Below are 21,137 nucleotides of genomic sequence, written 5' to 3'. Positions count from 1 at the left end.
CCCCGTAACATCCCGACCCAAAAATCATCGTTAAACGCCATTTAATCAGATCATTATACCAATTTAATTAATATCGCGATCATATGATCTAAAAAAACACAAAAAACAGCATTAAATTCTATTTAATTGTTTTTTATTCAATCCACAAGTGTTTTATATGAAAAAATAAGTAAGTTTTGGATTGTTTATATCGAATTTATTTTTAACACTATTTGTTTCACTAGCGTTTAGATTACTTAATTCCGTTTAAAAAAATCAAAACAGGTTAAATAAAATGGAATAAAACAATACTGCAATTGATATCGTTTAGTTTCCATTTAAAATAAAAATATTTTCAAATGCTGATAAATAATATTTAAACTACAACTTTAGCTATGCGGAAATAATTAAAAATGATGTCATTCAAACGTTGAGATAACATTGAAAGCTAATTATTTAGTGCGCAACAAATGAGTTAATAAATAGGAAATTTCAACATCATTTATAGTAGCCATCTCTATATTTAGAGTATATAGGACACATCCTTAGCAAGTGGAGTCTTAAACCTACGTGCGTAGGATTCCATCTATTATCTCAGACTTGATAATCACAGCCGTTAATATAATAAACAGGTTGTTATGTTTAGCGTAAATAGGAGGTGGCATTTATTTTTTGAAATAGAATCAACGAGAAGAACTATTCCGAATACTCAACAGGAGGATAATTAGCGTGCGTGGGATTCCAGTAAATTTGAAAATTAGATAAGAACAATATTCTTGAATATCTGAGGGGAATGTATGAGCCTCCCTTATCAGATAAGGGAGGCTAGAAAGGAGAATAGAGGAGTTACTTGTAAATACGAACCTTGCAGTTCTTCCCTTTGATCTTGCCTTCCTGAAGCTGCTTGTAGGCTTTCTTAGCTGATGCTTTGCGGATAGCGACGTAGGCATGAATCGGGAACATATCGATTTTACCCACGTCGGCGGCGGTAAGGCCTGCGTCACCGGTCAACGCGCCCAGAATATCGCCGGGGCGGATCTTCGCCTTGCGGCCACCGTCGATGCACAACGTCACCATTTCAGCTTCCAGTGGCTGCATCGGTGATGCCATCATTTTATCCGCAGACAACCAAGTCGGTTTCAGGCCGATATAATCTTCTAGCGCATGAGCACGTACCATTTCTGAAGGCGCGACAAAGCTTACGGCTAAGCCTTTCTGGCCTGCACGAGCGGTACGGCCAATACGGTGGACGTGAACTTCAGGATCGAAGGAAAGCTCGTAGTTCACGACCATCTCTAGTTCTTTGATATCTAATCCACGCGCGGCAACGTCGGTTGCCACCAGCACGCGGCAGCTGCGATTGGAGAAGCGCACCAGCACCTGATCGCGTTCACGCTGTTCCAAATCACCGTGCAGAGCCAGCACGCTAATATTCTGCCCAGACAGCGCCTCGTAAACGTCTTGGCAATCGCGTTTGGTATTACAGAACACCACGCATGATGCCAGTTGCAGATTGCTCAGCAGCGCTTGAAGCAACGCTAATTTCTCACCGCGTGAGGTTTCATAAAACTGCTGTTCAATATCTGGCAGCGCAGAAACATCACCGGTTTCAATGTTCACAGGCTCACGTTGAATACGTGCGCTAATGCGCTCAATGCCCTGCGGATAGGTTGCAGAGAACAGCAGGGTTTGGCGTGAGGTTGGGGTGTAGCTGATCACATCGTCGATGGCATCGGCGAAGCCCATGTCCAACATGCGGTCAGCTTCGTCCAACACCAGCACTTTCATTGCATCCAAATTGACGCTTTTCTTGCGTAAATGTTCCTGAATACGGCCCGGTGTGCCCACCACGATGTGCGGCGCATGAACTAAAGAATCCAGTTGATGGCTGATTGGCTGGCCGCCACACAGTGTCAAAATTTTGATGTTCTGGGTGAAACGAGCCAAACGGCGCAGCTCTTTGCTGACCTGATCCGCCAGCTCGCGCGTTGGGCACAGCACCAGCGCCTGAGTCGTAAACTGAGTAACATCAATCTGCTGTAGCAGACCGATACCAAAAGCGGCTGTTTTACCGCTGCCGGTTTTGGCCTGCGCCCGAACGTCACGCCCTTCTAAAATGGCAGGCAATGCAGCGGCCTGCACGGGGGTCATTGAGGCATAGCCAAGTTCAGCGAGGTTTTCTAGCTGCGCCGCTGGCAGCGTCAGGGAAGCAAAAGATTGGGTCACAACGGTTACTCTAATCAGACAAAAAATAAGGGGGAGCAAGTTTGCTGTTGAACGCGATGATAGACTCATAACGCCAGCGGACTTGTACTCATAGGCGCACATAATAACAGAGAAGCGGTAGGTCGAGCAGAAGTAAAAATAGACAACAGGGTGGGAGAAGAAATGCGGGGAGAATCCCCGCGTGATAATCCGTGTCGTACAGCCTTAGGCTATTTATATACTTCCGCAATGGCGCTGATTTTACCGTGCTCACGGCCAGCGATAATCACGTAGTATTTGCCGCCTTTCTCATCTGCCAGTTTAGACAAGACTTCCTTGGCATCCATTGGCGATGTGGTTTCTGCCGTGGTGCTTACGGTACCAATTTTCGTATATTTTGCGGCTTCTTCTTTCGTGATTTCCTCTGCTGCCAAAGCGCCAAAAGATACTGAACTCACCAGAATCGCTGCGGTAATAGCTTTAATTGCTTTCATAAATCACTCCTTGTTGTTTGCCATTGGATAGAACAACTACAGGATTAAAGGTAGTACAGATTCATGAACACCGCAGGAAATGCCATTTTTTTGGCCAGAATTAAGAAATATCTCCCCTAGAACGGGGAGATAAAAAAGTAAGCAGAGACTTACAACACTAGAGCTCATCACCGTTTGAGCGAATCACCTTTTGATACCACTCAAAACTTAGCTTCTTCTTACGCGCCAAGTTATTTTCACGGTCGATATACACGAAGCCATACTGCTTTTGGTAGCCGTTGAGCCAAGACAGCAAATCAATAAATGACCAAGGATAGTAGCCGCGGACATCGGCGCCCTGCTCAATAGCACGGCCAACGGCGCGAATATGCTCGCTCAGATAGTCAATGCGTGGCTGATCTAAAACCGCACCGTCAACAATCGGGTCCTTCGCACCTAAACCGTTTTCGGTAATATAAATAGGCACTTCGCCATAGCGATGACGAATACGACCAATCGCGTCGGTCAGCCCTTCTGGATAAATTTCCCAGTCCCAATCGGTGTACACGCCGTTTGGATTTTTTACGATCTTGAATAAGCCTTTGAAGCCCATTCCGCCGCCGCTGCCTTTCTGGCCTGACGTATTAAGATCGAACCCTTGCACGTCATCGTTACGCGCCACCATTTCACGCTTGTAGTAATTCAGGCCGATGAAATCAACGATGTTTTCTTTCAGTAATTCAGCATCACCGGGGTGGAATTCAGGTACGCCAAATGCGGCCTGTGCCATCTCTAGCATGTCGCGTGGATATTCGCCTTTCAGCACAGGATCATATAGCCAGTGGGTGTAAATCCCTTCAGCGATTTCCCAAGCACGAATATCTTCAGGCTCTTGGCTGATCGGATCGTTAGGTTGTAGCACGTTAACAAAACCAATTTGGCCTTTGATTCCCATCTCACGAAAGCTTTTCACCGCACGGGCATTGGACAAGAAAACATGGTGGCAGGCTTGAATGCCCAGCTTAGGATCTTTCAGCTTTGGTGGATGCTGGCCGGTGAAATAGCCCATGCCAATAAATACGATGGTTTCGTTAAACGTTGACCACAGATCAACGCGATCGCCGAAGCGTTGATAGCAAAGACGGGCATATTCATCAAAAGCATCAACGATTTCACGCCCTGCCCAACCGCCAAATTTATCCTGCAAAGCCTGAGGAAGATCCCAGTGATACAGCGTGATCATCGGGCGAATATTGTGGCGCAAAAGTTCATCGATCAAATCACTGTAGAATTTGATCCCCGCTTCATTAACTTCACCCGTTCCGTTTGGCAACACGCGTGGCCACGAAATAGAAAAACGGTATGAGGTCATCCCCAACTCGGCCATCAACGCCACATCTTCTTTAAAACGATGGTAGTGATCGGCCGCGACGTCGCCGTTTGTTCCTTCATGCGTGGTGCCCGGCAAATGAGAGAACACGTCCCAAACAGATAACCCTTTACCATCAGCATCATGTGCGCCTTCCACTTGATACGCTGCCGTTGCGGCTCCCCAGAGAAAATCTTTTGGAAACTGGCTCATATTTTATCGCTCCGTTCATTCTGCAAATTATGCGTGATGCATGGAGTATAAGACGCCATTTTCATTTACTGCAACCGGTTTCAGTAACCGGTTTCATTTTTACCTTAGAGTGTGAAGACGATCGAAAAAACACAAGGGAAAGCACGCTTAAATCACGCGCACAGAAGTTTCGTAGCTGCTTTCCCAATATTGGTCGTCAAGGCGGGAAGTTGTTACCCCCATGCTTTTTGACGCATGAATGAATTGGCCGTTGCCCACATACACCCCAACATGCCGCGTCTCCGGCGAGGTTTTAAAGAAAACCAAATCACCGATTTTGAGCTGCTGTTTAGCAATGTGGTTACCGAAATGAATTTGCTCTGAGGTCGTTCTCGGCAGATTAACCGAGAGTTCGCCTAGCACCCGGCGCGTAAATGCCGAGCAATCAATGCCATGTTTAGAATCGCCGCCCCAAAGATATCTCACCCCTTGCCAGCGCCGATAATCCTGCAAAATAATCTGCTTGATATTGGCCTGCTGCGGATCGTTGAAGCTGTTGCTATTCAGCGCTCCCTGATAGGAGGCTCGGTAAGAAGAGAGCGCTGAGCGGTGTTTTGCATGCAGGTTTTCATTCATCTTGTCAGATTTAAAATATGTGGGTAATTCAAACGCCGATGAAGGCTGAACCACAAACGCGCCAGAGCAAAATACAACGGCTGAGATAAGTTTTCGGAATAACATTTTGAGATCATCGTAGAGGGAAGAAAACGTCCTTAAGAGGCGTCGCGACTAGCCTCAACATCAAGGGCTTCACGCTGAATCACGTCCATTGCGGAGTGAAAATGACACAGCCCGCGATACGACCTCAACTGAATCGATTTTGAAGTTATGCTTATGAGTTAATTATATGTTTTATGAATTTATGTTTTGCTTGGCGAACCATAGCGTTAAAACCAAAATGGAATGTTAATAAGAAAATTTGGCAGGAATAAAAATTAAAAAACCGCCAAAGAATGGCGGTCTATGCCCAAAATAATTCAGGTGGCTTGGAGTATGACAGGGCTAAATCCGCTATTTTCCCTGCCCATAATAGGCCGTTGCACCGTGTTTACGCAGGTAGTGTTTATCCAATAAAGCACGCTGCATCGAGTCAATTTCTGGCATCAGTTGGCGGGAGAAAATGCCCATGTAAGCGCACTCTTCTAGCACCACGGCATTATGCACCGCATCTGCGGCGTTGCTGCCCCACGCAAATGGCCCATGCGAATGCACTAACACGGCGGGAACCTGCATTGGGTCAATATCGCGCTGAGCGAAGGTTTCAATAATCACTTCGCCGGTTTCATGCTCATAGTCGCCTTCAATTTCATCCTTATTCATCAGACGCGTGCACGGAATGGTGCCATAAAAATAGTCTGCGTGCGTGGTGCCCCAAGCAGGCAAATCGAGTCCAGCCTGTGACCAAATGGTGGCATGACGGGAATGGGTATGAACAATACCGCCGATGTGCGGAAAAGCCCGATACAGCGCCAGATGGGTGGCCGTATCCGACGACGGTTTTTTATTGCCCTCAACTACATGGCCGCTGGCTAAATCCACCACCACCATATCTGCCGCCTGCATTCCCTCATATTCAACGCCCGAAGGTTTAATCACGACTCGCCCTGATTCACGATCGATCGCACTCACATTGCCCCAGGTAAATGTGACTAAATGATGCTTGGGCAGAGCCAGATTGGCGTCTAAAACCTGCTGTTTTAATTGCTCTAACATACCAAACCTCCTTCCACCATCTTCGCTTCGATCCACTGCCGCGCTTTAATGATTTCCAGCACCGGCTCCGCTGATTTTTCCGTCCACATTTCGATCAAGAATGAACCGCGATAGTTCAGCCGTTTTAGCGTTTGGAATACACCAACAAAATCGACGCAGCCATCGCCGAACGGCACATCGCGAAACTGCCCTTGGCTGGTTGCCGTCACCGGATAGGTATCTTTCAAATGAATCGCCGCAATGCTATCGATGCCCAACTCCAGCTCGGCTGAGACATCATTGCCCCACGCGCTCAGATTTCCCACGTCGGGATAAACGCTAAACCACGGCGACGAAAGCAATCGATCCCACTTTTTCCACTTGGTAATGGAGTTCATGAATTCGGTATCCATGATCTCAACGGCCAGCATCACCTGTGCGCCAGCGGCCTGCTCCACCGCCCACGCCAGCCCCTCGGTAAAGCGCTGCTGAGTGCCTTCATCTTGCTCTTCGTAATACACGTCATAGCCCGCAAGCTGAATCGTTCTGATGCCTAAGTCGCGCGCCAGATAAATCGCTTTCGTCATAATACTGCGCGCCTGCTGGCGCACATTTTCGTCATGGCTACCGAACGGAAAACGCCGATGCGCCGATAAGCACATGGAGGGGATCGCAACTCCGCTTTCCAGCATCACTCCCACCAGTGAGGTTCGCTGAGCAACGCTCCAGTCTAAACGGCTAAGTCTTTCATCCGTTTCATCCACCGACATTTCAACGAAGTCGAACCCACAGCTTTTTGCCAGCGCTAAGCGCTCCGGCCAGCTTAAGGTTTTTGGCAGGGCTTTTTCATAAATGCCGAGCGGGTGATGTCGTTTGATGATGTTCATCGTGATGCCCCCCAAATTTCATCAATCTGCTGATGAAACGCCTGCGCAACCTCTTTCGGATGCTCAACTTCAGACAATGCACGACCGGCGATAAACGCTCTGACGGAGATATCTTTAAACAGCGCGAGATCCTGTGGCGTGATCCCTCCGGTGATCGACAGCTCCAATCCCAGATCGGAAAGCTGCTTCATTCGATCCAGATCCTGCTGGCTCCAAGATTGCCCGCTTGCCTGAGCATCGCGCCCACGATGATAAATCGCTTGACGCACTCCGGCGGCTCGCCAGGCTTTCGCATCGTCGAGCGTCCAATTGCCAAATAGCTCAATTTGAATTTCACCGCCGCGAGACTGAGCCACCTGATGCGCTTTTATCACCGTCGCCAACGGCGCTGCGCAGATCACCGTCATCCAGTTTGCACCGGCGTCGAAAGCCTCGGTTGCCAAAGTTTCTCCGGCATCTGCCACTTTGAGGTCGGCAACAATAATGCTATCAGGACACATCTGACGCAGCGCCCGCACGGCCTGCAATCCTTCACTGATGCACAGGATCGTACCGGCTTCGATAATATCCACGTGGTTTCGCAGCGCACTCACGCTTTGCAAAGCCTGATTCAGGCTCGTGTGATCCAGCGCGAGCTGGAGCAAAGGTCGGTTCATAATGGATAGCTCCTCAAGACTTGGACAACGATGAGCAGCGCACGTGATAGCCATGCAATGCTTCAATCAAATATTGGTAACGGGTAAATTTGAGTTGATAGGCAGACCACGCCGCGCTATCGGGTTCAATGCGTTGAATCGCGTGGTTAAGCTGGCTTTGCGCCTGTTTAACGCTGGAGTACACACCGCTGCCCACCAGCGCTACCAAGGCCGCGCCTAAACAGCCCGTTTCTTCAACCTGTGGTAATTCAACGGGCAAGCCGCTGACATCAGCCAGCATTTGCATCCAGACTTTCGAGCGCGCAGGCCCGCCGGTAACGCGCAGTTTGCGTACCTGCGTAAAGCGTTCACGCATACGGTTGAGATGGGTCATGTGGCTAAACACCACGCCTTCGTAAACCGCCTGTAAAAGATGCTCGCGCCGATGCAGCGATTGCAGACCATAAAAACCGGCGGTCATATCCAAACCCGCATTGCTGCCATACAAAAACGGCAAAAACATCACGTCGCTACCGGCCTTCGGCAATGCGCCTACCGACTGATTAATCTCATCAAAACTGATACCGCCGTACTGTTGGGTCAGCCATTCCAAATTGGCGGAAGAGGTCGGACTGGCCTCATGCACGATGTAATTATTCTCATCATCGCCCGGCGTATTGGCATAACGCCCATAGACATAGGGATAGGGTTCGTTCGGGGAAATATTTTTGGCTACGCCGCTGGTTACCGCCCAGGTTCCCATCACGGCGTTAAGCGTGAATTCATCCTGTAGGCCTGCACAGATCGCGGTAGACACCACATCAAACAGCCCCCCTACCACGGGCGTTCCCGCGCATAGCCCCGTGGCTTCCGCCACCTCATGCGTTACTTTTCCGCATATTTCAGTGGAACCCACTATTGGTGGCAGAGTACAAGAAACCTCGGAAATCCCCAGCCACTGGGTGAGCTGGGGGTCATATTCGCCCTGCATCATGTTGTAGAGATTGGATTCAGAAATGTTCGTTTCTTCACAACCGCGTTCTCCCGTCAGGCAAAAACGCAGATAGTCATGCGCCATCATTACTGAGCCAATTTTCTGATAACGCTCTGGCTGATGCTGTTTAACCCAGCGCAGTAAAGAAACCGGATGGCCGGTCCATAGGGTTTGTCGGGTGAGCGGATAGAGCATTTCAGGCAGCCCATCGCGCTGCCACTGCGACACCACGTCAATGGCTCTCCGATCCGATGACAGCATGGCATTGCCCAGCGGCCTGTTTTCTTTATCTAAGAGAAACAGTCCCTTGCCTTGAGCCGATATCCCGATAGCCTGTACCTGATGACCATTTACACCGCTTTGGCGCAACAGCGTGGCGATGGTTTCTATGCAGGCTTTCCAGAGCAGAGACATATCGCGCTCTGCCCAGCCCGGATGTTCACTTATCACCGGCAATGCTTGGCGGCTAATGCACAATTCCGCGCCTTGCCTATCGTATAACCCTGCTTTGAGATAGGTGCCGCCGCAGTCGATACCCAGCCAATATTCCGTGGATGTCGCACTCATAGTCATTCCTGTTATTTGCATTGATTGCCCCACCAGTCCCCCTCCCAACCTCCCCCTTGTCAGGGGGAGGTGCCGCTCGAGATCTTCACAAACTACGCTGAACGGTTCCCTCCCCTGCTAAGGGGAGGGTTAGGGTGGGGTTATCACCAATCCCCCTCCCAACCTCCCCCTTATCAGGGGGAGGTGCCGATCGAGAGCCTTCACAAACTCCCCTGAACGGTTCCCTCCCCTGCGAAGGAGAGGGTTAGGGTGGGGTCTATTTACGCCGCCGTGCGTTTGCCTTCTGGCAGTTGCGCACCAGACTGCGTTGGCACATCACATTTCGCTGGCAGCAACAGCGCCAGCAGTGCCGCTATCGCCAGCGACAGCGCAAGGCAATAAACACCGGCATCTTTGTCGTAATAAGTAATCAGCAACCCAACCGCATACGGCCCGCAAAATCCGCCAAGATTACCGAGCGCGTTAATTACCCCACGCGCCCCACCCGCCATTTCTGCGCTAAATAGCTTGGCTGGAATGGTCCAAAATACGCCCGCGGCCGACTGTAGAAATACGCCACAGCCCACTAGCATCGCGTATGACCACCACACATGGTTTTTCAACGTCACAGACAGGAACATGCACGCAGCGAAACCCAGCAGCGGTAAGAACACGAACAGCTTGCGTTTACCGGTGCGGTCAGAGAGTGAAGAGAAGAGGAACATGCCGGCCATCGCACCGACATAAGGGAGAATGGCCAACATGCCCACCTGCCCCATCGAGGTATGCGTCAGCTCTTTCAGGATGGTCGGCAGCCATAGGGTGTAGCCGTAAATGCCGGTTTGATAAAAGAAGTTCAGCGCAATCAGCTGCCACATGGTTTTATCGGACAGCACCGCGCTCAGAGAGGCGTTTTTCACCTCTTTTCCAGCAATCGCGCGCTGCTCTTCGGCTAAGGTGGCGATCAGCCAATTTTTCTCTTTTTCCGAGATCCAACGCGCCTCTTGTGGTCGGTCACACACCGCCATAACCCACAGAATCAGCACCGCTACCGACATCAAACCTTCAATGATGAACAGCCAACGCCAGTCAAGCGCGGTAATAATCCAACCCGAAAGCGGTGCCGTGATAATGCCGGCAATCGGCACAAACATAATCACAATCGCATTAGCGCGTCCGCGTTCCGCATCTGGGAACCAGTTACTGATCATGGTGAGCACGACGGGCAGCATTCCCCCTTCCGCCACCCCGAGAGCAAAGCGCAGAAACAGAAGTTGGTAATGATTTGTCACCAAGCCGGTTAAAATGGAAATTACGACCCACGCGACCAGTGACCAGCCAATAAATTTTTTCCCGCTGCCATGCACGGCAATTTTTCCACCGGGAACTTGCAGGAATAAATAACCAATAAAGAAGATGCCGCCTGCTAAGCCCGCCATGGAAGCTGTAATACCGAGATCCGCATCCATGCCTCCAGGCATTGCGAAGGCGATATTGACTCTATCCATATAGGAAATAATGCAGGTAATTAAGATCGGAGGAATTATTCTTAGCCATCGCTGGCGTGGAATATCATTCGGTATGTTATTTTTATGTAGAGTATCAGAGTTAGAGTTCATAACTTCACGCCTTAATCATTATTGATACGGCCCGTACATTGAAATGCACAGATTTCCCCATTGACATGGGTTTATTTGGTGAAGACTTAATGCATTTAATCCATTAAAAAAAGATAAAGTTTTATTACTTATTTCGTGTCGCGATATTTAAAGCATTAATTCCATCGCGCAATATATCAATACGATGTGCGACGCTGGCTTGCGGATCAATTTCTAATAGTTTAATTCCAGCAAAACTTAATGATTCCAATGGCGCTAACGCAAACATTTCAGACGCCAGTTCTACGGTCATTAAACTTTCAGCACAGTTAACCCGTGCGCTAGCGAACGGCGCAAAAGGCGCGTGTAAATCTTGCCAATCACCGTATGCGCCACCCGTCGTGGTACCAGAAAACATCAATGCCTTAAGCACCCCGGCCTGCTGGCTTTGTTGCAGATGCTGTAAGGGTAATGCCGTGTTGCGTCCTTCAATCGCTGAACGCGCCCAGTTAATGGCTACCCCAACCTCTTTTTCCAGCGCCTGTATCACCGCAATTTCCTGCTCTAAAGGCAAAAAGCCTTTGCGCGAGTCGGGTTTATTCATTGCGTCGCAGTGTTCAATCACCAGCTCGCACGGCCAGTCCCAGCGGGTAATCTGCTGCATAGACTCCGCAAAGCATTCTGCCGCCAGCGCAACATCATCAGAGCCCGCCAATGGCGCAGACTGAATCTCCAAGGCAAGGATTTTCTTCATGCCAAAGCGATCGTTAGTACGGTTAATTTTATTCAAAATATGGCGATAGTATTCAACGCAGGCCAAGCGCTGCGCTTTATCTGCCGAAGCTAAACCAAAGCCACCGTGCCCTGCACGACGGCGCACCGTTTCCATAACGGCGGTAACAACAATCTGCCAGTCCGCAGGGATCTGTTGAAATAAATAGTCATCGCCATAAGGGTGAAGGTTTTCCAAACAAGGCTGTTCAATCCCACTAACTCCCTCAACGTCCGCAAGGCCACGCCAAAACGCCGTCTCTTGATCGCGGTCGAGTTGATGAAATGAAGGTGCGCAGGGGTATGCCCCGACGATAAAGCCGTGATTATGATTCATTGAAAATTATCCCTTGGTGGTGGAAATAATGAATACTTTAAATAAGCTCACTCAGTGCGACTTTTACGACAACTTTACGAATTGGTGTCGCTTTATTTTTTATACATCCGGGACGATGAACATCTTGTGGGAAGAAAATAGCATAGCTTCCCTCGGTCATTGTTAATTCTGATTCATCATTCACATCGTGATAAAAAATAATATCTCGCTCAGCAAGTAATGATTCAGATATTTTATTATTTCCGCGTTCCGCCGCGACACAGATAACCTCTTCACCCTTGGCTAAAAATTGAATATCAATATAGCGGCGATGAACTTCTGGGCGATTATCTTTTTTGGGGCGCGTTGTCATATCAATAATCTGCGCATAGATATTGCGCCCATCGATTTCGACTTCCCCAACCTTTTGCTGGCTAAAATCCGTGGTACGTAAAAAATTGAGTGCTCTTTGGATCGCCGTTGGCAATACACACGGGTTTTCATTGCTAATATGGCCGAATATCATGATATTGCGTCCTTAAAGTGCCTGAATTTTTGCCCATACGCTGTCGTCGATGGTGATGCCATTGCGGCGGTTTTCGGCCAGCAGCTGGGTGAACTCATGGCCCGGCAAGCGAATCGCCACCTCAGGATTAGCGCGCTCCGCCCCTTTCACGTAATCCATAATGCGTTGTAGCTTGGCATCACGGGTCGCACCTTCAATTAAGCGATCGACCTCAATGGCGATAAAAATTTGTGAAATCCCATATTCGTCAGAGTTGTCCTCGGTGACTTCAGCAACCGATGCACCATCCGACAACAGCGTCGCAATCATATCCAGCACGATGGATAAGCCAGAACCTTTCCAGTATCCCATCGGCAAAATACGGCGATTTTTCTCTATCACGCCCGGTTCACGAGTGAGATTACCCTCATCATCGAAGCCGCCGTCCACGGGCAATTCACGTCCTGCTAAGCGGTTCACTTCCAACATGCCGTAAGAGAACATCGACATCGACATATCGACCATGGTGATCGGATTTCCAGGAATCGCGACGATCAACGGATTCGTACCAATGCGGCACTCTTTCGCTCCCCACGGTGGCATAACGGCAATCGAATTTGTCCAGCAAATACCAATATAGCCCTTCTCAGCGGCCTGCCATCCGTAGCTTCCGCCACGCATCCAGTGGTTGGCGTTACGCACCGCAATTAAACCAATGCCGTGGTCTGAGGCCAAAGACATCGCGCGATCCATCATTTTTTTCGCAGTGAGATTGCCAATAGAACGCTGCGCATCCCATTGCTCAATCGCCCCCAATGCTAAAACGCGTTTTGCCTGTGCATCAGGAATGATATCTCCCGCTTCAATCTGCTGAATAAAACGAGGAAAACGGTTCACCCCGTGAGAATACACGCCGGACTCCGTGGTTTGGGCAAACATGGTCGCGCACTCACTGGCGGTTTCAGCCTGAACGCCACGTGCCAATAGCACGCGTTCAAACTCCTGTTTTAACTGGGCAAAACTCACTCGCATACCGCTCTCCTCGTGATTCAGACAATCTATCTGTTCGTTTTTAAATCTTTAAATTTCACCATGTGAAATCAGATTCCAAAAAATAATACCGCTCAAATTTTAACAAGTCAAAGCACTGACGTTTTTTAAAAATCATTAAAATCAATCAGTTGTTTTTTATCATTCAAGAACGTGACGTAAAACACACTTCGGGTAGGGAGAAGATTGGAAGGGAAATAATGCAAAGGAATAGCAAAAAATGGCGATAAATTGGGTTAACATTACTGCAGTGTGATTTGACTGGAAAGATTAAAGGCGAATGAAAACAAAAGAGAAAGAAACCGAGATCGAGCCAAGCAAAGAAAAACCAGCAGGAAGCCAAAGTCTCTTTCGCGGCCTCCAGCTTATTGAGATCCTGAGCAACTATCCCAACGGCTGCCCGTTAGCGCATCTTTCAGAGCTAGCGCAATTAAACAAAAGCACCGTGCATCGCCTATTACAGGGCCTACAATCCTGCGGCTACGTCACTCCGGCACCGGCGGCAGGTAGCTATCGTTTAACCACCAAGTTCATTGCCGTTGGGCAAAAAGCGCTGTCTTCGTTAAACATTATCCATGTGGCTGCTCCTCATTTAGAGGCGCTGAATATTGCCACCGGAGAAACCATTAACTTCTCCAGCCGCGAAGACGATCACGCTATTTTGATTTATAAATTAGAGCCAACAACCGGCATGCTGCGAACGCGCGCCTATATCGGTCAACATATGCCTCTGTATTGTTCAGCGATGGGGAAAATCTACATGGCCTATGGCCATCACGATTACGTTGAGCCTTATTGGAAGAGCCATCAAGATGAGATCCAGCCGCTTACGCGCAACACTATTATTCAGCTAGACCAGATGTACCAAGAGTTAGAGCAGATTCGTCAGCAGGGAATGGCGATGGATCGAGAAGAAAACGAGCTGGGCGTATCCTGTATTGCAGTACCGATATTTGATATTCATCACCGCGTGAGTTATTCCGTCTCCATTTCCCTTTCAACCGCCAAGTTGGGCATGATTGGTGAGCAGAACTTGTTAAAGCCACTCAAAGAAACCGCAGCGGCGATATCACGCGAGCTGGGCCTCAATACCTACGAATAGCTTCGCTGTTTTGTTTGCTGTTGCCGCCTAGGCGGCAACACCTTCGCTGGCGACTCGCGTCATTAATTCATCAAACATCTGCATAACGTTCACTAACTGCTGGCGCTGATCGTGATGCAGTTTTTGATAACGACGCTCCACCGGAACCTGACTAATCACTTCTGACGCCGCGTAGTGCTCAATTTCGAGCCACCACTGGCCTTGCTCTGCACGCAGAGTCAGATGGCGAAAATGCAAGTTTTCCAGAGCAGCAAAAATATGCGGATAACAATTCAAAACCGCTAACAAACGTTGGCTATCGTCATTTTTATCTTTGCAGCGAAACTGCACGCCGCCGCGCCCTAAAATATTGCCATTACGCGCCTTCAGCCTGACGGGCTGCTGCAATCCGGTCGTTCCCTGAAGATGAAAATGGCTACACACCACAAATGAGCGAAATAGCGCCGTCGCTTTTTCACGTATTTCGATCGTTAACCCCTGCGGCAAAGCGACCGTCAAACTACACGGTGAGGTGCGCTCACAGGCATAAGGACGAAAATCACGCGCCACCAGATTTAACATCTGCCCAGGTCGATAACCCACAGGTTCACGCGACGTCATCAACCAATGCCACGCACGACTCAGTAACGGAACTGCGCTGTTCACCACTCACTCTCCATCGACAAGATTCATATTGTTGCGTTAGCCAAGCACGGCCAACAGGCGGCGTAATATACACAATCCGCAGACTGATACAAAAGCACTCATGTGGATGAGGTTTAGAGAGTTTGGGGGAGAGGTATCACAGGAGAGATATTACAATTTACATACAACCATGCAACATTTATTAATGTGCAACCTATCATTTTAGTGAGCGTGAGGCTGTCTTGTTCAATGCATACAGACTCACGCTTATTCTTTAAGCCGCCACACCTTGCACCGTCACGCGATCCATCAGTTTTTGGAACATCTGCATCACGTCCAACATCAGATGACGCTGCGCGTAAGGTAAGCGTTGATAGCCGCTACATACCGGACGCGGGCCAACCAATTCGGTTGCGGCAAACAGCTCAATTTCAAGCTGCCACTGCCCTGCTTCAGAACGCAGATTCAAGCGGCGGAAATTGAGGCAATCCAACGCATCGGTGATTTCAGGATAGCAATCCAGCACCGCCATCAAACGACGGCTATCGTCATTGCTGGTTTTAGCACTAAAGCGGGTATCACCGCGGCCAAGAATATCGGTATTTTTGGCCTGAATATGGATCGGTTGCTGCAAGCCCGTCTCACCACGCAGATGGAAATGGCAGGTTATGCTATAGCTTCTGAAGCTGGTCACAACGCGCTCTTCAACTTCCACTTCCAACCCTTGCGGACACACAACGTGGAGCACGCGATCGGACAGGCGTTTGCATTCAAATGGCTGTAGGTTTTTTTCAACCAGATGCAATACTCTTCCTGGCTGATAACCGATAGGATCACGCTGGCCACTCAACCAACGCCATAAATTATTCACGACCTGAACTTCACTGTTCATATCATTATCTCCCGTGCTCACAAAAATGAATCAAAACCAAACTTTGGCTGCTGTTGTTACGTTTTTATCCTGCTGTTAGGCCATTCGTTACAGCGCTATTAAGTTTGGATAAATCGTTATTGGCGTACTCTACTTCTCTCGGGCTTTTCTCGGATTTTTCTCTCTACTCTGAATTTAGAGTGAGGGAATCCACATAAATTTCGCATATGAATGCAATTGATTTATGTTTTAGTGAATAGCTGAGTGGGTAATCACGACCTTGTTATTCATAAATGCCAGCTTGCCGCGACAAATACAACAGAGATAATCATCTTTAATAGTGAGGTTATTGTCAGAAGTAATAGTAATAATTTCAGTGACTAATATAGTTAGGCAAAAATAAAGCTATTTTATTCATTTTTATATCGGCTATTTTTGCTGATAAAATCGCGTTATCGGTATACTGCCAAAACGAAATAAATTGCTACGCGAACAATAGGATACTTACCCATGGATACCGGCTGGTTAGAAGACTTTTTAGCATTGGCTGAATTGCGTAATTTCTCGCGAGCCGCGCAGTTACGCAACATCACTCAGCCCGCTTTTGGCCGCCATATACGCGCATTGGAAGAAAGTATCGGTCAGAAATTAGTCGACAGAAGTTCATCGCCGGTAACGCTCACGCCTGCTGGATATCAGTTTCGTTTAATTGCCCACAGCATGGTAAATCAGCTTAAAGAAGGTATTCAGAAGATAAATGGCTTACCGTCCGAGATGATTAATCCCGTTCGTTTTAGCGCCCCGCATTCTCTTTCATCCCCTTTTTTGCTCGATTTAATTGACCACATCGATCCCGCAACGCCATTTTCCGTTGATATTCTGCGCGTAGATTTTGCCGTCGAATCGTTAATTGAAGGCGCCAGCGATTTTCTTTTGGCCTTTGATACCCACGCCTTGCTTCAGCCCCCTTTCACCAATTTGCTGTTGGGGAAAGGGAATCTTCTGCTGGTCAGCGCCGCCGATGAGCAAGGCCGGCCATTATTTACCCCTGACGAAAACCACCAGCAGCCGGTACCCTATTTACGTTATTCGCCAGACTCTTACAGCGCGAGAATGGTGGAGCGGCTCATGCCGCAGCAGCCTTTTGCCTGTCAGCCGGTGTTTGAATCTTCGCTGTGTGATTTGCATCGGCAAATGGCTTTGCGCGCTAAGGGATTGGCTTGGTTACCGGATTGTCAGATTGAAAACGAACTGGCAGAGGGTAAGCTGGTGGCCGTCAACCGCAGCCGCTGGCACATTCCCTATCAAATCCGCCTGTATCGCAATCAAGCGCAGCTTCACCAGCGCGCAGAAACATTCTGGCATTGCCTGTCTCAGCAAATAGCGCAGGGCATCTCTTTTTGGCCACCGGCGCAAAACTAAACGTCTCGCACTAAGCCGTTCACCATTCACCATCCACATAGTGCCTAAATGTACCCGCCAATGCCGGAATAGCATTTCACCCCTCAGGCCGCTTTATTTATGATGGCGTTTTCTTTTTTATCGATGAGCGCTGTTAATAATGCAGGATACGCAAACGATTACGTTGCCAGAATTTTTCGCCACCTTCCCTAAAGTGGATCTTCACTACCATCTGCTTGGCGGAGTTCGTCTCACCACCATGCTGGCGTTGGCAGAGAAATACGGGGTGCCGCTCACCGAATCCGAAGCCAAAAGTTACTATCGCCGTTATCAGCATGAAACCAGCGTGGTAAAAGGCGGGATTGCGGCGCTTAACTTTTTGTATCCGCTGATGCGCAGCGCCGAAGATTACTACCGCGTGACCTATGAAGTCGCGCAAGACGCCGCGGCAACCGGTATTCGTCATTTGGAACTGTTTTGGAATCCCTCTGATACCGCGCTTTCCTATGCCGAAGTCACCGAGGCGATGAGCAGCGCAATGGCGAAAGCGGGCGAAGAATGGGATATTCGTGCGCTCTTTATTCCTTCCATCAACCGTGAAAAATCGCCCGAAGAAGCCGTGGCGATGGTGGATGCCGTGCTGAATTATCCGCATCCTTTAGTACCCGGTATTGGCATTGACTACAAAGAGAATGACGCTCCTATCGAGCATTTTTGGAAAGCCTATCGCAAAGCAAAACTCGGTGGATTACGCCTCACGGGGCACTGCTCAGAGTTCGGTTTGCATTGGCGTAACGTAGAAACGGGCTTGGATTTAATTCATCTGGAGCGCATCGATCACGGCTATACCGTATTGGATAATCCAGAACTTACCGCCCGCTGCGCCCGCGAAGGTGTTCCTTTTACCGTCGTGCCCAGCAATACCTACTATCTCAAAAAATGGCCGGATGCAGGCCAGTGGCGCAAGCATCATCCCATCCGCCAAATGGCGCTGGCGGGTATGAATATCATCCCAGCAACCGACGACTGGCACATGCACAACACCAACGGTGCCGAATGCTATCGCGTTATGGTGGAAGAATTCGGCTTCGATCTTGATGGCGTTCGCCAACTGATGCTCAACGGCATCAATGCCTGCTGGCAGCCTGAAGAAATCAAACAACAATGGCGACAGGCGTGGGCCGCCGAATTTGACGCCCTACGCAGCAAGCTGGCGCACGAACCGCAGATCGATCCGGCTCAGCATATTTCCTATCATCGTTCCCAAACGGCATAGCATCGAGAACCTCATGTTAACCTTAACTCTTGGCGTAATAATTCTGCTGTTAACCATCATCCTGCTGATTAAAAAGCAGGACACCCGCACCGTTCTGCTGTTTTCCGGCATGTTGATGTGCCTAATCTCATTAGAACCGATGGCCGCGATGAACAGCTTTGCGGAAAAGATGGTGTCTGAAGGGCTGATCCAAGCCATTCTGTCGGCCATTGGATTTGCGACCGTCATGAAATTCACCGGCTGCGATCGTCATTTAGTCCGCCTATTAAGCGCTCCGCTTAAACACGTTGGGCTCTTTCTCATTCCGGGCACTATTTTGCTCACCACCTTCGTACAGTTGGCTCTGCCAAGCGCGGCAGGTGCTGCGGCAGCCGCGGGGATAACCATGATCCCATTACAGCTGGCCGCGGGGATCCATCCCGTGATGGCGGCGGCATCGGTATTAGCCGGAACCTTCGGTGCGAGCTTACTTAACCCAGGTAGCCCGCACATGGCGCTGGTAGCGAAAATCGTGGGTGGCGACGTCATGACGATCATCGGCGACCGCGTGATGACCGTTGTTTGGCTAGGTCTTATCATCATGATTGGCATGACGATCACCGCCGTGCTGCGTAAAGAACACAAGGGCTATCATTCGCGCCTTGACGCTGAAGATCCGCAAGAAGGCCCGATCAATATTTTGGCCGCGCTGATGCCGCTGGTACCTATTGCGCTGCTGATGCTCGGTGCATTTGGCGGCGTAAGCTGGTTAAAAATGGGGGTTCCTCAAGCCGTTATGTGGGGCGTTCTTGCCACTCTCGCCGTCACCCGCACGCATCCTGGCAAAGTGGTTCCTGCTTTCTTTGACGGAATGGGCAAAGCCTACAGCGACGTATTCGGCATTATCATCTGCGCCGGTGTGTTTGTGGCGGGGCTAACCTCGGTCGGGCTGATTGATGCGGCAAAAAGCGCGCTGATTGATTTCCCTGAAGCTGCCCGTTTTGGCGGTACCGTGGGGCCATTCCTAATGGCCATCGTGATTGGCTCTGGCGATGCAACCGCCTATGCGTTCAATGAAGCCATTACGCCACACGCCGCTGAATTTGGCATGAACCCCACGAATCTTGGAACGGCCGCCGCGTTTGCCAGCTATTTAGGCCGAACGGCCTCCCCACTTTCGGCTGCGGCCATCGTAGTGGCAGGTATGGCCGGTGTTTCTCCTATCGACCTGATTAAACGAACCGCGCCCGTTATGCTGATTGGTTTAATTTTGCTAATTGTGCTTATTTAACGGGTGTAAAATACCCCGACAGAAAATATGTTTTGATTTATAAAAGAGGACGATAGTTATCGTCCTCTTTTATTTTTTCTTTTATTCGCTGTTTATTCATTATTTACACTGGCCGTTTAGATAAGGTTCAGACTCAATCCGCTATAATTACCGGCGTTATAAATTGAATACCTACGTTATCTACACCAATCTAAGGAAATAGTATGGACAACGACAGACCGAGATCGCGTGTTTTTCTCAGCTGATCGCATGATGTGATATTGTCCCCCTTCACATCCTGCATAGACAAAGGATGTGGTGCTATTCTCCGCTTACCACCGCAGTTTCATTGTTAAGGCTTACGCTATTTTGCGTAAACAGCCTCGTTGAATTAACACGCCTCAATCTCACAATCACGTGGTTATTAATCAGATTTATTTCTGATGAATTGCTGCTATTTATTTTTCTGTTTATTCGCAACGGAAATAACGTTCTTCATCCTTTGTTGCGCAAGATATTGCGACAAAATAATGATGACGAAAGTTTCGTGGCACTGCCACGGGCAAAACATGCCTATTTTCGTTACTAAAAAGCAGAGCCCAATTTCTGAGGCTTATTACATGAACTTCACTCTGCATTACGAAACATTTTCTATTTTATTGGTCGCATTTTTACTCGGTGCCATCATTGGCTACGAGCGCCAATATCGCCAGCGTACTGCTGGGCTGCGCACCAACACGCTGGTTGCCACCAGCGCCGCTATTTTTGTTCATTTAGCGATGAGCATCGATACGCCTAGCGGTGCTGTACGGGTGATCTCTTATGTGGTTTCCGGCGTCGGCTTTCTCGGCGCGGGAACCATCATGAAGGAAGGATTAAACATCCGCGGGCTTAATACCGCGGCCACGCTGTGGGGCTCCGCCGCCGTAGGTGCCTGTGCAGGAGCAGGAATGATTGCCGATGCCTGTATGGCGACGTTTTTTGTCGTGGCTTCCAATACCTTGCTGCGCCCAATGGTCAACATTATCAACCGCCAGCCGCTCACCGACGAGCGTGGTGACGCCACTTACGAGATTTGCGTTATCGCGTTAGAAAACGATCAGCGCGAAGCACTAACACTGGTGAAACAAACGTTAAAAGCGGAAAACTGCTTTATGTCGCACCTCGACGTTGAGCCTTTCGGCGATGATGACGTGGAGATCACCGTCGCACTGATCCCTGCATCGGTTTCCGCCGATGATTTGGATAATCTGGTTAATGTGTTGCTCGATGAAAGCCTCGTCAAGCAGGCCTACTACAGCCGAATCGGTGGCAGCTCAAGCTAGAGTGGGAATGATGAGGG

19 protein-coding genes are annotated in these 21,137 nt (G+C 49.1%); 5 read left to right on the top strand and 14 right to left on the bottom strand.

The annotated features are described in order from the left end of the window. Positions 1-825: 825 nt before the first annotated feature. The 12 genes from dbpA to yiaK all read right to left on the bottom strand — a co-directional run bounded on the left by dbpA (position 826) and on the right by yiaK (position 13,254). Positions 826-2,274, bottom strand: coding sequence for an ATP-dependent RNA helicase DbpA (gene dbpA, locus DSM2777_RS06260; RefSeq protein WP_418009154.1), 1,449 nt, complete (start codon positions 2,272-2,274; stop codon positions 826-828). 140 nt (positions 2,275-2,414) lie between these two features. Continuing rightward, positions 2,415-2,678 (bottom strand): YdgH/BhsA/McbA-like domain containing protein, encoded by a 264-nt coding sequence (locus DSM2777_RS06255; protein ID WP_040046064.1) that lies wholly within the window; start codon positions 2,676-2,678, stop codon positions 2,415-2,417. A 157-nt stretch (positions 2,679-2,835) separates the two neighbouring features. Continuing rightward, positions 2,836-4,239, bottom strand: coding sequence for a GH1 family beta-glucosidase (locus tag DSM2777_RS06250; RefSeq protein ID WP_061553460.1), 1,404 nt, complete (start codon positions 4,237-4,239; stop codon positions 2,836-2,838). Between the two features lie 147 nt (positions 4,240-4,386). Then, positions 4,387-4,959 carry a C40 family peptidase gene (locus DSM2777_RS06245; RefSeq protein WP_061553459.1) on the bottom strand — a complete coding sequence of 191 codons (573 nt, stop codon included), beginning with the start codon at positions 4,957-4,959 and terminating at the stop codon, positions 4,387-4,389. 330 nt (positions 4,960-5,289) lie between these two features. Then, on the bottom strand, positions 5,290-5,991 hold the full coding sequence (gene araD / locus DSM2777_RS06240; protein WP_061553458.1) for an L-ribulose-5-phosphate 4-epimerase: 702 nt from the start codon (positions 5,989-5,991) through the stop codon (positions 5,290-5,292). Beyond that, positions 5,985-6,857 (bottom strand): L-ribulose-5-phosphate 3-epimerase, encoded by an 873-nt coding sequence (locus DSM2777_RS06235; RefSeq protein WP_061553457.1) that lies wholly within the window; start codon positions 6,855-6,857, stop codon positions 5,985-5,987. The genes araD and DSM2777_RS06235 overlap by 7 nt, the downstream gene beginning before the upstream one ends. Then, a complete protein-coding gene (gene ulaD, locus DSM2777_RS06230) occupies positions 6,854-7,513 on the bottom strand; it encodes a 3-keto-L-gulonate-6-phosphate decarboxylase UlaD (protein WP_061553456.1) in 660 nt (219 codons plus the stop codon). The genes DSM2777_RS06235 and ulaD overlap by 4 nt, the downstream gene beginning before the upstream one ends. Positions 7,514-7,526: 13 nt before the next feature. Then, complete coding sequence (locus DSM2777_RS06225; RefSeq protein WP_061553455.1) at positions 7,527-9,053, bottom strand: FGGY-family carbohydrate kinase; 1,527 nt, start codon at positions 9,051-9,053, stop codon at positions 7,527-7,529. A gap of 260 nt (positions 9,054-9,313) precedes the next feature. Further along, complete coding sequence (locus tag DSM2777_RS06220; protein WP_061553454.1) at positions 9,314-10,651, bottom strand: MFS transporter; 1,338 nt, start codon at positions 10,649-10,651, stop codon at positions 9,314-9,316. A gap of 124 nt (positions 10,652-10,775) precedes the next feature. Next, complete coding sequence (locus tag DSM2777_RS06215) at positions 10,776-11,738, bottom strand: DUF4862 family protein (protein ID WP_061553453.1); 963 nt, start codon at positions 11,736-11,738, stop codon at positions 10,776-10,778. A gap of 37 nt (positions 11,739-11,775) precedes the next feature. Next, on the bottom strand, positions 11,776-12,243 hold the full coding sequence (locus DSM2777_RS06210; protein ID WP_061553452.1) for a NanQ anomerase/TabA/YiaL family protein: 468 nt from the start codon (positions 12,241-12,243) through the stop codon (positions 11,776-11,778). Positions 12,244-12,255: 12 nt separating this feature from the next. Continuing rightward, positions 12,256-13,254 (bottom strand): 3-dehydro-L-gulonate 2-dehydrogenase, encoded by a 999-nt coding sequence (gene yiaK, locus DSM2777_RS06205; protein ID WP_061553451.1) that lies wholly within the window; start codon positions 13,252-13,254, stop codon positions 12,256-12,258. 298 nt (positions 13,255-13,552) lie between these two features. Between yiaK and DSM2777_RS06200 the strand changes: the two genes are divergently transcribed. Further along, the gene (locus DSM2777_RS06200; protein WP_025798246.1) at positions 13,553-14,374 is read left to right on the top strand and encodes an IclR family transcriptional regulator; all 822 of its coding nucleotides are present in this window, start codon (positions 13,553-13,555) and stop codon (positions 14,372-14,374) included. A 27-nt stretch (positions 14,375-14,401) separates the two neighbouring features. Here DSM2777_RS06200 and DSM2777_RS06195 read toward each other — a convergent pair whose 3' ends face one another. Both DSM2777_RS06195 and DSM2777_RS06190 read right to left on the bottom strand, forming a co-directional pair. Next, complete coding sequence (locus DSM2777_RS06195) at positions 14,402-15,022, bottom strand: DUF3156 family protein (protein WP_237087820.1); 621 nt, start codon at positions 15,020-15,022, stop codon at positions 14,402-14,404. Between the two features lie 250 nt (positions 15,023-15,272). Next, complete coding sequence (locus tag DSM2777_RS06190; RefSeq protein WP_061553450.1) at positions 15,273-15,890, bottom strand: DUF3156 family protein; 618 nt, start codon at positions 15,888-15,890, stop codon at positions 15,273-15,275. Between the two features lie 489 nt (positions 15,891-16,379). Here DSM2777_RS06190 and DSM2777_RS06185 point away from each other — a divergent pair, with 489 nt between their 5' ends. The 4 genes from DSM2777_RS06185 (at position 16,380) to DSM2777_RS06170 (ending at position 21,120) form a co-directional block, all read left to right on the top strand. Further along, positions 16,380-17,291, top strand: a complete 912-nt coding sequence (locus DSM2777_RS06185; RefSeq protein WP_061553449.1) for a LysR family transcriptional regulator — start codon at positions 16,380-16,382, stop codon at positions 17,289-17,291. 139 nt (positions 17,292-17,430) lie between these two features. After that, a complete protein-coding gene (locus tag DSM2777_RS06180; protein WP_061553448.1) occupies positions 17,431-18,546 on the top strand; it encodes an adenosine deaminase family protein in 1,116 nt (371 codons plus the stop codon). Positions 18,547-18,559: 13 nt separating this feature from the next. After that, positions 18,560-19,816, top strand: a complete 1,257-nt coding sequence (gene dcuC / locus DSM2777_RS06175) for a C4-dicarboxylate transporter DcuC (protein WP_040046081.1) — start codon at positions 18,560-18,562, stop codon at positions 19,814-19,816. 509 nt (positions 19,817-20,325) lie between these two features. Beyond that, positions 20,326-21,120 (top strand): MgtC/SapB family protein, encoded by a 795-nt coding sequence (locus DSM2777_RS06170; RefSeq protein ID WP_234559435.1) that lies wholly within the window; start codon positions 20,326-20,328, stop codon positions 21,118-21,120. The last annotated feature ends 17 nt before the right edge of the window (positions 21,121-21,137 follow it).

Origin of the sequence: Obesumbacterium proteus (genome assembly GCF_001586165.1) — a bacterium.
Classification (GTDB): Bacteria; Pseudomonadota; Gammaproteobacteria; order Enterobacterales; family Enterobacteriaceae; genus Hafnia; species Hafnia protea.
Note: the sequence above shows the minus strand (reverse complement) of the source record. Positions and strands in the feature narration are given on the sequence as shown.

What these genes read in the sequence shown, in the direction of transcription:
- dbpA (WP_418009154.1), bottom strand. Translation starts at nt 2,274, where the DNA reads ATGAGTCTATCATCGCGTTCAACAGCAAACTTGCTCCCCCTTATTTTT.
- DSM2777_RS06255 (WP_040046064.1), bottom strand. Translation starts at nt 2,678, where the DNA reads ATGAAAGCAATTAAAGCTATTACCGCAGCGATTCTGGTGAGTTCAGTA.
- DSM2777_RS06250 (WP_061553460.1), bottom strand. Translation starts at nt 4,239, where the DNA reads ATGAGCCAGTTTCCAAAAGATTTTCTCTGGGGAGCCGCAACGGCAGCG.
- DSM2777_RS06245 (WP_061553459.1), bottom strand. Translation starts at nt 4,959, where the DNA reads ATGTTATTCCGAAAACTTATCTCAGCCGTTGTATTTTGCTCTGGCGCG.
- araD (WP_061553458.1), bottom strand. Translation starts at nt 5,991, where the DNA reads ATGTTAGAGCAATTAAAACAGCAGGTTTTAGACGCCAATCTGGCTCTG.
- DSM2777_RS06235 (WP_061553457.1), bottom strand. Translation starts at nt 6,857, where the DNA reads ATGAACATCATCAAACGACATCACCCGCTCGGCATTTATGAAAAAGCC.
- ulaD (WP_061553456.1), bottom strand. Translation starts at nt 7,513, where the DNA reads ATGAACCGACCTTTGCTCCAGCTCGCGCTGGATCACACGAGCCTGAAT.
- DSM2777_RS06225 (WP_061553455.1), bottom strand. Translation starts at nt 9,053, where the DNA reads ATGAGTGCGACATCCACGGAATATTGGCTGGGTATCGACTGCGGCGGC.
- DSM2777_RS06220 (WP_061553454.1), bottom strand. Translation starts at nt 10,651, where the DNA reads ATGAACTCTAACTCTGATACTCTACATAAAAATAACATACCGAATGAT.
- DSM2777_RS06215 (WP_061553453.1), bottom strand. Translation starts at nt 11,738, where the DNA reads ATGAATCATAATCACGGCTTTATCGTCGGGGCATACCCCTGCGCACCT.
- DSM2777_RS06210 (WP_061553452.1), bottom strand. Translation starts at nt 12,243, where the DNA reads ATGATATTCGGCCATATTAGCAATGAAAACCCGTGTGTATTGCCAACG.
- yiaK (WP_061553451.1), bottom strand. Translation starts at nt 13,254, where the DNA reads ATGCGAGTGAGTTTTGCCCAGTTAAAACAGGAGTTTGAACGCGTGCTA.
- DSM2777_RS06200 (WP_025798246.1), top strand. Translation starts at nt 13,553, where the DNA reads ATGAAAACAAAAGAGAAAGAAACCGAGATCGAGCCAAGCAAAGAAAAA.
- DSM2777_RS06190 (WP_061553450.1), bottom strand. Translation starts at nt 15,890, where the DNA reads ATGAACAGTGAAGTTCAGGTCGTGAATAATTTATGGCGTTGGTTGAGT.
- DSM2777_RS06185 (WP_061553449.1), top strand. Translation starts at nt 16,380, where the DNA reads ATGGATACCGGCTGGTTAGAAGACTTTTTAGCATTGGCTGAATTGCGT.
- DSM2777_RS06180 (WP_061553448.1), top strand. Translation starts at nt 17,431, where the DNA reads ATGCAGGATACGCAAACGATTACGTTGCCAGAATTTTTCGCCACCTTC.
- dcuC (WP_040046081.1), top strand. Translation starts at nt 18,560, where the DNA reads ATGTTAACCTTAACTCTTGGCGTAATAATTCTGCTGTTAACCATCATC.
- DSM2777_RS06170 (WP_234559435.1), top strand. Translation starts at nt 20,326, where the DNA reads ATGATGACGAAAGTTTCGTGGCACTGCCACGGGCAAAACATGCCTATT.